We start from the raw sequence: 11,008 nt of genomic DNA, 5'->3' as shown, positions 1-11,008 counted from the left end.
CTGGGAATTCCAGAACACTATGCGGCAACAATAGCAAATAGTCGCAGAAAGTATTGGTACATCAGTAATAACAAAGCTGTGATTTGGGGCGCTGAATAAAGAAAGACTGATAAACAGTGGCTTTTATGATCTAGCCACAGCCTATCAGTCTGTGCACATCAACTATTGAAAGCGCCGTATACCGAACGGTACGTACGGTGCTGTGAGAGGACGGCGGTTAGTCACCGCCTCCTACTCGATTAGTTAAATTATAATTTAAGAACGTTTTCTTCTATATACGACTACACCGCTCATTGCGACTGCTACGAGCATCAGTACGATCCACAGCATCATATGACTTTTATCGCCGGTTTTTGGTGTTTTCTTGGCATTAGAAGTTTTAGTGTTCTTGTTGTCAGCAGAGGTATTACCTGTAGCATTCTTTTCCCATTGTGCGGTGTAAGTAACATCACCGGATACAGTCTCTGCAACTGCCGGGTTCCAACCTTTAAAAGTATATCCGTCGCGTGCAGGGGCGCCATTGAATGCCGGCGTAGCATCGCCATCTGTCAGATCTGTGGTTACCTGGTCTTCAAAAATCACTTCATCGTCTACACCGTCTGTGTAAGTTACGGTATAAGTAATGATCGGCACTTCTGTTGTTATATATTTATCCAGTGGTGGCATTGGATCGATACCTGTTTTCCAGTAGAGATCTGCAAGTGGATCGTCAGAACCGGCATCAAGCTGTTCACCGTCTTTGACAGACTGTTTCGGGCTTGAGATTTTAATCGTACCGTCAGTTGCTTTCCCAGGAGTTTTTTCACCATATGCGGTTGAACCCTGGAGAAAGGTCTCTGTGGTCGAAAGTGTGCCGTTTCCTTCTACAGCATTACCGCCATCTCCGAAGAGGACATCTCCGCCAATTGCAATTAATTTACCGGAACCGGTGATTTTGCCATTGTCAAGCTTGATAGCCGTACCGCCCTGAGAATAGATCAGGGTATTTCCGTCACCACCGAAAGCAGCAAGTGTAGCACCGTCTTCAAGGGTAAGTGTACCGTCTTTTACCTGAAGAGCGGTCTGACCGATTTCTGTTCCGGCGGAGTCGCCCTGAATAAATACATTACCTTTTACAGTTACATTGCCGGTAGTGGTCACAACCGGATCTGAAGTAGAACGGTCGGTAAGATCACCGTTGGCAAGGTAATTCGCATGAGAGTAAATGGCTGCATTTTCCAGAATAGAACCGTCTGCCATGCGAACCTGTCCGCATACAGAAGCACCTGTTACAAATGTTTTGTTAAAGCTGTCATAGTTCATGGAGAATGTACCACCACTCTGAACATCGATGATACCCTGTACGGTGGAATCCATCAGGTTCAGAGTACCACCATCTTCTACGATGATGTGGACGCTGCTGAGAATTTTCATATTAACAAATGTCAGGTTGCATCCGCTTGGAATGTATAAGGTCTGTGGGATATTACCACTCTGAACATCTTTCCAGGCAATGTCATAACCCAGATATCCGTAAGTTCCGGACTCATTGGAACCATACCATGCTTTTACATCCTTTGGTACGCGAACACTTTCTTTTTCACCTGTGTTGGAACCAAAATCTCTGATAGCCCATGGCTCCATGATATTCCACATATATTTGCCATCCTGAGTCTGCGTCAGATTATCCAGGACAAGACGGTCAGCAAGCTTTTCATTTCCGGTGTATATGGTAAATGGAAGTGCATTACTTTCGGCTGTACGTCCCTGGTCATCCGTTACGCTGACAGAAATGAGATAATCACCGGCATCCTTTGGTGTTCCATTCAGAGTAAGTGCACTGCTGATGGTCAGGTATACACCTTCCATACCACTGTCAGCATCTTTGCTGGTGCCTTTTGAGGTATCCGGTACGATATTTACCTTACTCTTACTTCCGACAATATTAATGTCAGAATCATTATTCAATTCTTTCCAGTCACTGTCGGCAGGCTCTTTGCCTTTTTCTACTAATGCGCCATATACAGTTACATTGCTGTTGTTATTGGAGCTTGCAGCACCGGTAGCACTAGATACGCCGTCGTAATCTTTCTGACCGACAATGGCGCATTCGAAGTTGCCTTCTAACTTTACATAGAGCTGCATATTGTCGCCCTGACCGTCATCAGCTATGGCTGTCATCTTACCGTTAGTGTCAATCAGAATCTTAAAGGTGAGATATTTGTATCCGTCGGCGGTAATGGTAATCACATCTCCGCTTTTTAGTACAGGAACTGTCGATGAAGAGCTAAAGTCTTTTGCCGCAAATGTAAGACGGCTATTGGATGTGTCTGCACGATAGGAACCACCAGAGGATGGATTATATGAAATGGCGTTCCAGGCAGTTCCATTTACAGATACGCCTGTGATTTTAGATACATAGTCCACATTTTCCGGGAATGTGAAATCCCAGTTCTGACTAAAGAAATCAGTCTCCATCTTGATGCTGTCGATACTTACAGTGCCATCTTCAGCAGGAGCGTTTGCCTTGAAGACTGCGCTTACCGTTACATCAGATGCAGGCATGGCAAATGTATTGCCTGTTACGGTTACATCTGCATTCTTAGAATCCTTCACTGAGATAGTATCCAGTACATATCCATCAGCAGGAGAAGCGGTTACAGTGACTTTTTCACCTTCTTTAGCGGTTACCTTGTCTACATTTACGGTTCCGTTAGCAGATGCTTTCAGAACGACTTTGTAGTCAGAACCTGTTGATGGTTTGTTATCATTCTGGACGATTTCTGCGGAGTATTCGTATTTTTCATATTTTACAGATACGGTCATATCATCGTATCCGTCAGCGGAAATTACGATCTTAGCAGGAAATGTGATTTTTTCGTTGCAGATTTTGAGAGCCTGATAATTACCGTAAGCTCCCATTGCGCTTTCTGTGTTCCAGATTGTTCCGGTATTACCCCAGTAGCTGAAAGTACCTTTGGTAAATTCTGTGTCATTAACCGTTACTTTGTTAATGGCTTTTACGTAATTGGTGGCAGCTGTATCATCGCCAAATCCAAGTGTTAAAAGTCCGTTAAAAGAACTGTTTTCACAATTGGTCACCTGCGTTGGCAATGTGCCAGCAGCGTACACCGTGCCTGCCTCCCGGACAGTAACGGACAGCACCATGACTGCTGCGATTAAGAGTGCGCCAAGACGACGCCATAACTTTTTCATAATGTGTGGTTCTCCTTCCTTTGTGTTATGGGTGTTAAGGTTTGTCAAAAGAATAGGCATAGTTAGTTTTAACTAATTATGCCTGTAGAAGAATTTACCATTTAGACCAGCAATTGTCAATTAGAGTAAATGAGAAAGATAATCATTTACTAAAAGGTAAAAATTTTTCAATTATGAGACGGGAGAATGTAGTGATTTGATACTATTTTGTGGAAAAAGCAGGTGATTTTGTGGATATGGTACTAGTCGATATAGGGAAGAGTTGATACAATAATCATTAAGAAATCAGAAGAGTACGGAACCTGAAAAGGAGAGAATATGTTTGACTTAAATGAATTTTTACTGGAATTAGATCATATGTATGCGACGAATCCGAAAGGGGTAGAGGCGTATTTGAAGTCCGGTCTGGAGGAAGCAGGGAAATGTCTGGATGGTCCGGCGATGCTGACGATATTAAATGAACTGATGGGCTATTATCGTGTGATGAGCAAACCGGAGGAGTGTGAGTGGTGCATTGAGAAAGCTGTGAGAATCGCAGAGAAACTTGGCATCCAAGGAACAACGGACTATGCTACGATGCTGCTGAATATTGGTACGGCGCAGCGCGTGATGGGGCAGATGGATAAGGCAGAATCTAATTATGAAGAAGCCTATGCGATATTTAAGGAAAAGTTACATGAACCGGATTATCGGATGGCGACATTATATAACAATAGAAGTATTTTGTATGCAAATACCGGCCGTCTTAAGGAAGCAAAAGCGGATCTGCAGATGGCGATGGAACTGATACAGAAACTGGAGCAGTCGGATGTGGAGATTGCGATTACACATGCAAATATCGGTAATCTCTGTTTTGCATTACAGGAACTTGACGAAGGACTTCAGCATATGCAGCAGGCAGCAGAAATCTTTGAATGTCAGGAAGGAAAGAAGGATCCGCATTATGCATCGGCATTGTCGGGGCTTGGTGAAGGGTATTTTCGAAAAGGAGAGCTGGACAAGTCAATTGAAACATACGAAAAGGCGCTGCAGGAGATTCTGACAAATTACGGAGAGAATGATTATTACCGCGTAACGGTTCGTAATCTGGAATTGGTACGGGATACGAAGAAGCGTGCGGAAGCGGTTCGGAATCAGAAGTTGAAAGGCATGGATATTGCCAGAAGATACTATGAAGAATATGGAAAGCCGATGCTGGAAGAAAAATTTCCAGAGTATGTGGACCGGGTGGCAGCAGGACTTGTGGGCGAAGGATCAGAGTGCCTGGGATATGATGATGTGACGTCAGCAGATCATGATTTTGGCCCGGGATTCTGCCTGTGGCTTACCAGGGAAGATTATGAAGCTGTGGGGCAGGAGATGCAGAGAGCCTATACAGAACTTCCGGGAGAGTATATGGGATTCCCGGCAAGAAATGTGACGGCGCAGGGTGGTGATCGTGTGGGGGTACTCTGTATGGATGAGTTCTTTCGGAGATATACAGGATATGAACAGGCACCGGACAGAGAAACACGAAACGGACTTGCGCGTTGGATGTCGATTCCGATACCTGCACTTAGAACCGTAACAAATGGTGAGATATTTACCGATCCGCTGGGTGAATTTACCAGAAGAAGAGAGACCTTTGCAGCGTATCCGAAAGATGTGCGTCTGCGGAAGCTTGCCATGTCACTTGGTGTGATGGCGCAGGCAGGTCAGTATAATTATGGACGGATGCGCAAACGAGGCGATCAGGCGGCAGCGTGGTTGTGTGTCAGTGAATTTGTAAATGCGGCGATTGAAACTGGGTATCATCTGAATCAGATGTATCAGCCATTTTATAAATGGAAGATGCGGGGCATGGATGCATTTCATGTATTAACAGATCTGAAAGAAAAGCTGACGCAACTGATGCAGATGTCAGGCGCAGATTCGGAGAATGACGGACAAAGCAGCGCGCAGAGTCAGATCGAGGACATCTGTGTGGGAGTAGTAAAAGAGTTAAACCGCCAGGGACTGACGGAGACGAAAGAAGCATTTCTGGAAATCCAGAAACAGGAGATCATAAGGAGGCTGCAGAGTGATGCAAGATAAAAAGGAGATGCAGGATAAAATGGAAGAACGGGAAGCGTTAATAGATGAAGTGATCGAGAGGGAATGGGAACAGTTTCAGTATGTGCAGAATGAAGGCGGTCGTGCGAGCTGTCAGGATGACCATGAGACATTTGTCATCATGCGGAAGAGTCAGTTTATGAACTGGACGCAGGAACTGCTGGAGAGCTATAGACAGGATCTGATTGAAGCAGAGGCAGCACACTGGAACCTGCTGACGGAAAAATATGCCCGCATGATGGAGAGTACCGCACCGGAACGGTATGCGGAATTGGCAGATATGCTTCCGAAGCGGAGCAAAGAGCGTATCCAGATGCAGGAAGAGATGATTGCACGGCAGATACGATGGGAAGAAGATTTTGCGGCGAAATTTCCAGGGGTTGCAAGCACAGGACGTGTGATCCATACATCAGAAGATACGCCGTGGGATACTTCGATAGAGACATATGCCCGAGGTGAGATCAGTACGTATTCTGATCGGACGGTGGGCCTGCTTAAGAAGCTGTATGATCAGATGGCAATAGACCAAGAGAACCTGTCTGAGAAGACGCTGCGCAATATGACAGCTCTTTACGGTTATGAATCCCTGGAGGAAGCAGAAAAACAGCAACGCGCGAGATTGGAGAGATAGATATGGCGAAAGAGATTCTGGATATTGTAGATGATAATGGTCAGCCGACCGGAGAGGTGATCGACCGTGTGACGGCACACAGGGAAGGTATCCTACACAGGACATCTCATGTGTGGCTGGTGCGGATAAAGGATGGAAGGCAGCAGGTGCTTCTGCAGAAGCGGAGTGAGGAGAAAGATTCTTATCCGGGTTGCTATGACATTTCCAGTGCAGGACATATTCCGGCGGGTGTGGACTTTGTGCCGTCAGCATTGCGGGAATTAAAAGAAGAGCTGGGTGTGGAAGTACAGGCAGAAGATCTGGTGTACTGTGGTCAGAGAAAGTTCCATTTCGAAGAGATCTTCCATGGAGAGCGGTTCAAAGATAATCAGATCAGCAATGTATACCTGTTGTGGATGGACAGAGAAGCAGAAGAATTCCAGATACAGAAAGAAGAGCTCAGCGAGGTGCGCTGGTTTGACTTTGAAGAGTGCATAGAAGATGTGAAAAACGGAACAATTCCGAACTGTATTTATACGGAAGAACTGGAAATGGTTGGTAAAGACAATCATAAGGCACAAAAATAGCCGCCCCAGTTTGATATGTACCCCTTTCACTGGATGTCCAGTAAAAGGGGTACATATCAGTTCAACAAGCTAAGCGACTATTTTGCTTAAATAAATTGGACTAACCGTCTATCGGTAGCACTCTTCTTCCGGATATTTCATTCCCCAATCTTCCCTACACTTAGTCATGACCTGCATAACGTCTTTGGTGTAATCCAGATGCAGGGTCTCGGTCACATCTTTTTCACCGCTTACAGCAGCTTCCATATCCAACACTTCATAGAGAAGAGCATCGACGGTAGAACCAGCTTCAATGGTTTCCTTTTTGCCGGATTCGGTGTAGGTGATCACGGCTTTTTCTGCGCGGGGATATTCATATACTTCTATATATCCTTTTTCAAATATAACCAGTCCGCGCTTCGGCTGTTTGGCGTGAAGAGACAGGGTGATGGTTGCCATTTCCTGCTCCTGGTTGCTGAGAAGAATGGTTGCCTGTTCGTCGACACCGGTAGGAGCAAGCTTTACCTGCGACAGGATCTGATCCGGCGCTGATGACATGAACCAACGGACAAATGATAAAGCATATACGCCGATATCCAGCATAGCACCGCCTGCCAGATTACGGTTGAAGAAACGGTTCGCCATATCATATTCTTTATAACTTCCAAAATTCATCTGGATCATTCTTAACGGTCCGAGTTCTCCGGATACGGCAATCTCATGTAATTTTTTATATAATGGCATATGGTAAATGGTCATTGCCTCGGCGAGAATAGCATGACCGGATTCAGCAGTTGCTATAGCCTGAGCAAGTTCGTCAGAATTTAATGTGATGGATTTCTCGCAGAGTACATGCTTCCCGTTTGCCAGAGCCTTGAGCAGCAAGGGAAGATGGGTATTGTGTGGTGTGGAAATGTAGATGATGTCTACATTTTCATCGGTAAATACATCTTCCGGGTTATCGTATATTTTGGAAATGTTGTATTTTTCTGCAAATGCAACACCTTTGGCGTAGGTGCGGTTAGAAACAGAATAGAGTTTGCGTCCCTGGCTTGCCATAGCCTGTGCAAGCTGATTGGCGATGACTCCTGTGCCGTAGGTTGCCCAGTTGTATGTTTTCATAGAGAATCCCTCCAGTTCTTTTCATAAATTTCTTGTGTATTTAAAATTCTTATGTACGTATTGCGTATTTTCATACTAAAATGAATCCCATGAAAAAAGAATATATAAAATTTTTATATATGCATTGACATGCGGATTGGAGAGAGGTATATTATATATAAAATTTATATATATAAATATTTTACACATATACAAGGAGGTGGTTCGATGTATTTTCCGGTATCTGCATTACTGATTGAATACATGATCCTGACAGTGGTAGAAAGCAAGGATTCCTATGGTTATGAAATCAGTCAGACAGTCAAGAAAGCTGCTGATATTAAAGAATCTACATTATATCCGATATTGAAGAAACTGCAGAAAGCAGGATATCTGACTACCTATTCACAGGAGTATCAGGGACGAAAGAGAAAATATTACTCGATTACAGAGGAAGGAAGGGCACAGATTACATATCTGAGCAATGAGTGGCAGGTCTACAAGGATACGGTAGACGGTATTATCGAAGGGAGGATAAGAGGTTGAGCAGAGAAGAATATTTGAATCAATTGCATAAACATTTGCGGAAGCTTCCAAGACAGGATTATGAAGATGCGATGGAATATTTTACCGAGTATTTTCAGGAGACAGATGAGGAAGAGGCAGCAGAACTGATGAAGGAACTTGGTACACCGAAGGAGGCAGCCAGAGAATTGATGGCAAATCTGCTGGATAAGAAGATTGAGGATCATCAGAGCTATGAGGCAGACGGACAGACCAGAGCGGAGCAGAAGGGCTCCGGCAAGCATGTGGTATGGATCGCACTACTGGTGTTGTTTGCAGCGCCGGTGGGAGTACCGCTTCTCGTGGCACTTGCGGCAGTCGTGCTGGCCTTGGTTGTGTGTGCACTGGCTGTTTTGCTATGTGTAGTTTTGTTTGCGGCAGCTATGGTCATTCTTGGCGGTAAGATTATTGCCCGTGGTATACTGGCTGTTCCATTCTCTATGGGCGGCTTCGCAATGATTACAGGAAGCGGGATGTTTGCTATAGGAGCTGGCATTTTAGGTGTATTGTTGTGCGTATATCTGTGTAAATGGAGTAGCGTACTGATCGCAAAGCTGGTGCGTCGGATTACAGACAGAAAGAGAGGTTAGAGCGATGAAAAGTTGGGTAAAGGCATGGCTTGTGGCAGGAGTCGGATGTTGTGTATGTGGTGCGATTTTGACAGGAATCGGTGTCGCAAGTGGCGGTGGTAAATATGTGAAAGCGGCCGATCTGAACAAGATGGATGGAGCTGCAAAAAAAGGAGACAATGAGGTTCTTCTTGAGAAGACAAAACTGGATGATTTCGATTCGGTAGACATTTCCATGACGGATATGAATCTGCAGGTGGTTCCTTCCGATGACCGGTCCTGTTATATTTCTTATCAGGCATCTGACCAGACGAAAGATCCGATGAGTTATCAGGTGAAGGACGGCAAATTAACGATTCAGGAAAATGATAATACAGGTAAGTTTTATTACCATGTGGATATCGGATTCTTGTCAGGACTTTTGGGAGGTGGACCGGTCACAACGGATGAAAATGTGGTGACGCTTTACATTCCGGAAGAACAGGAATGGAAGATGGCTGATATTAAGACGGACATGAGTAACATCATGTTAAATGGATGCAAGATCGAGAATGGTACAGTGCAGAGCAATTCCGGAGATATTTACTTCAAAAACTGTGATTTTGATAATCTGAAGATAGATTCTGATATGGGATATATCCACTTTATTGGAACAGAAGATGTAATGGGGGCATGGAATATTCAGATAGATACAGATATGGGAAATATCGATGTGGATGATGCACTCGGCGGTAAAGTGAAGGAAGACGAGGATGATTGTGATCTGTCTTATACACAGAAAGGAAAGGGTGGCAAGCTGGTGATCCAGACCGACAGCGGAGATGTCAGCCTGGATTGCAGATAACAAACGCTGATCATATCGTTACGTTACCTGATAAATGATTTGAGTTTATCTATATCATTGGTCAGGATCAGATCTTCATCAAATCCAATCTCTTCCAGCAGTTCAAGTGCCAGGGTGAAATTACCGACACCGCTTGGATCGTGTGCATCCGAGCTGACGGTGATCGGCACCCGGTACTGCTGGCAGAGATCTAACATCGTTCTATAATTATCGTAACAATTCACACGTTTTTCCTTCTTGATTAAGGAACTGTTATTCACTTCCAATGCAACATGATAATCACGGGCAGCCTGAACCAGTCTGTCATAATCTAACGGTGTTCGGTCATCGTCCGGATGAGAGACAAAGCGCACCTTGTCGTGCTTCATGCATTCGATCAGATTGGTCGTATTCTGGTCGCGTCCTGCATTTTCATAGCACTGCATATGGATGCCTGCTAATAATTTTTTCACGATGATTCCTCCTGATAATGATATAAGTATATCTGCTTTTATTATAGTGAACTGTCGATGGGAGCGCAATTATAATGTAAAATGGAAAACGTTTTCAAATTCGGTTGACAGGAACAGAAAATGTGGTAAAATGAAAACGATTTCCAGATTAGAAAGGGGCGGTTCATTTGTCAAAAGCACAATATAAAACAAAACAAATGACCGAGATACTTACCTATTTGAAATCTGTTCAGGGACAGCATGTAACAGTGAATGATATCCGGAGGCATTTTCAAGAGCAGGGGATAGCAGTTGGAACCACAACGGTATATCGTCAGTTGGATAAGATGGTGAAAGAAGGAATTGTTGCCAAATATGTAGTGGATGAGAAAAGCAGTGCCTGCTTTGAATATATTGGCGGACAGGACGAAGGTCATCATTGTTATCACTGTAAATGTGAGAAATGTGGAAAGCTGATTCATTTGCATTGTCATGAGGTTGAGGAATTGAGTCAGCATATGATGGAACATCACAGCTTTGAACTGAATGCAATGCGTACCGTTTTTTATGGTGTCTGCAGTGAATGCAGGCAGAAGGAAGCTGGCTGCGCAGAATAATCCCTGGGAAAGGAGAAGCACAATGAATGCAAATAGAAAAAAGAATATAGCAGTGATAGCATGTGTGTTATTTGTGTTTGTGACATTGGCTTCTCTGTTTTATATCGCAAAAGAAGAAAATCATCAGTGTACAGGTGAAGACTGCCCAATCTGTGCCTGCATCCGTCAGGCTAAGCAGATTGTAAAAAATGTAGGAACCGCTGTAAATTATTCGGTCACAGCAGGTCTTATTTTTGTACAGAGATCAGGGATACTGGCAACAGGATGTCTGTGCGTTTTGTGCATTACGCTGGTGAGTCAAAAGGTAAGACTAGACAGTTAAATAAAATCTTCATTGGAGCAGAATGGGTATAAGAGATGAAAGAATACCCTTTTATTTGTGTACTTATTTTTGGCACAATCTATAACAGAATTTACAAT

Annotated in this window: 11 protein-coding genes and 1 pseudogene; 9 read left to right on the top strand and 3 right to left on the bottom strand. The window is 44.1% G+C overall.

Annotated features, from left to right (window positions below; genetic code table 11):
• A pseudogene (locus tag OCV65_RS13410) lies at nt 1-169 on the top strand (group II intron reverse transcriptase/maturase); the annotation flags it as partial.
• An 86-nt stretch (nt 170-255) separates the two neighbouring features.
• Here OCV65_RS13410 and OCV65_RS04620 read toward each other — a convergent pair.
• Nucleotides 256-3,195 carry an InlB B-repeat-containing protein gene (locus OCV65_RS04620; RefSeq protein WP_262581088.1) on the bottom strand — a complete coding sequence of 980 codons (2,940 nt, stop codon included), beginning with the start codon at nt 3,193-3,195 and terminating at the stop codon, nt 256-258.
• A gap of 318 nt (nt 3,196-3,513) precedes the next feature.
• On the opposite strand from OCV65_RS04620, the gene OCV65_RS04615 reads away from it, so the two are divergent.
• The 3 genes from OCV65_RS04615 to OCV65_RS04605 are packed head-to-tail and all read left to right on the top strand — an operon-like array spanning nt 3,514 to nt 6,483.
• Nucleotides 3,514-5,268, top strand: coding sequence for a DUF4037 domain-containing protein (locus OCV65_RS04615; protein ID WP_262581087.1), 1,755 nt, complete (start codon nt 3,514-3,516; stop codon nt 5,266-5,268).
• The gene (locus tag OCV65_RS04610) at nt 5,258-5,917 is read left to right on the top strand and encodes a DUF4125 family protein (RefSeq protein WP_262581086.1); all 660 of its coding nucleotides are present in this window, start codon (nt 5,258-5,260) and stop codon (nt 5,915-5,917) included. Before OCV65_RS04615 ends, OCV65_RS04610 begins: the two co-directional genes overlap by 11 nt.
• 2 nt (nt 5,918-5,919) lie before the next feature.
• Nucleotides 5,920-6,483, top strand: coding sequence for an NUDIX hydrolase (locus tag OCV65_RS04605; protein ID WP_262581085.1), 564 nt, complete (start codon nt 5,920-5,922; stop codon nt 6,481-6,483).
• Nucleotides 6,484-6,591: 108 nt separating this feature from the next.
• Here the strand turns inward: OCV65_RS04605 and OCV65_RS04600 are convergent, their stop codons facing one another.
• Nucleotides 6,592-7,584 (bottom strand): Gfo/Idh/MocA family protein, encoded by a 993-nt coding sequence (locus OCV65_RS04600; RefSeq protein ID WP_262581084.1) that lies wholly within the window; start codon nt 7,582-7,584, stop codon nt 6,592-6,594.
• Nucleotides 7,585-7,791: 207 nt separating this feature from the next.
• On the opposite strand from OCV65_RS04600, the gene OCV65_RS04595 reads away from it, so the two are divergent.
• Genes OCV65_RS04595 through OCV65_RS04585 form a run of 3 tightly spaced genes read left to right on the top strand, consistent with a single transcriptional unit; the run spans nt 7,792 to nt 9,540 of the window.
• Nucleotides 7,792-8,109, top strand: a complete 318-nt coding sequence (locus tag OCV65_RS04595) for a PadR family transcriptional regulator (RefSeq protein WP_118452990.1) — start codon at nt 7,792-7,794, stop codon at nt 8,107-8,109.
• On the top strand, nt 8,106-8,717 hold the full coding sequence (locus OCV65_RS04590) for a DUF1700 domain-containing protein (RefSeq protein WP_262581083.1): 612 nt from the start codon (nt 8,106-8,108) through the stop codon (nt 8,715-8,717). The genes OCV65_RS04595 and OCV65_RS04590 overlap by 4 nt, the downstream gene beginning before the upstream one ends.
• Nucleotides 8,718-8,721: 4 nt before the next feature.
• Nucleotides 8,722-9,540, top strand: a complete 819-nt coding sequence (locus tag OCV65_RS04585) for a DUF4097 domain-containing protein (protein ID WP_262581081.1) — start codon at nt 8,722-8,724, stop codon at nt 9,538-9,540.
• A 23-nt stretch (nt 9,541-9,563) separates the two neighbouring features.
• Here OCV65_RS04585 and OCV65_RS04580 read toward each other — a convergent pair whose 3' ends face one another.
• On the bottom strand, nt 9,564-9,992 hold the full coding sequence (locus OCV65_RS04580; RefSeq protein WP_262581080.1) for a PHP domain-containing protein: 429 nt from the start codon (nt 9,990-9,992) through the stop codon (nt 9,564-9,566).
• A gap of 167 nt (nt 9,993-10,159) precedes the next feature.
• On the opposite strand from OCV65_RS04580, the gene OCV65_RS04575 reads away from it, so the two are divergent.
• Nucleotides 10,160-10,588 carry a Fur family transcriptional regulator gene (locus OCV65_RS04575; protein WP_243061276.1) on the top strand — a complete coding sequence of 143 codons (429 nt, stop codon included), beginning with the start codon at nt 10,160-10,162 and terminating at the stop codon, nt 10,586-10,588.
• Between the two features lie 22 nt (nt 10,589-10,610).
• A complete protein-coding gene (locus tag OCV65_RS04570; RefSeq protein WP_262581079.1) occupies nt 10,611-10,910 on the top strand; it encodes a hypothetical protein in 300 nt (99 codons plus the stop codon).
• Nucleotides 10,911-11,008 lie beyond the last annotated feature (98 nt).

Origin of the sequence: Dorea ammoniilytica, from assembly GCF_025567415.1 — a bacterium.
In the GTDB taxonomy this organism is placed as follows: domain Bacteria; phylum Bacillota; class Clostridia; order Lachnospirales; family Lachnospiraceae; genus Claveliimonas; species Claveliimonas ammoniilytica.
The sequence above is the reverse complement of the archived record's forward strand: the minus strand, read 5'-3'. Positions and strand labels throughout refer to the sequence as shown.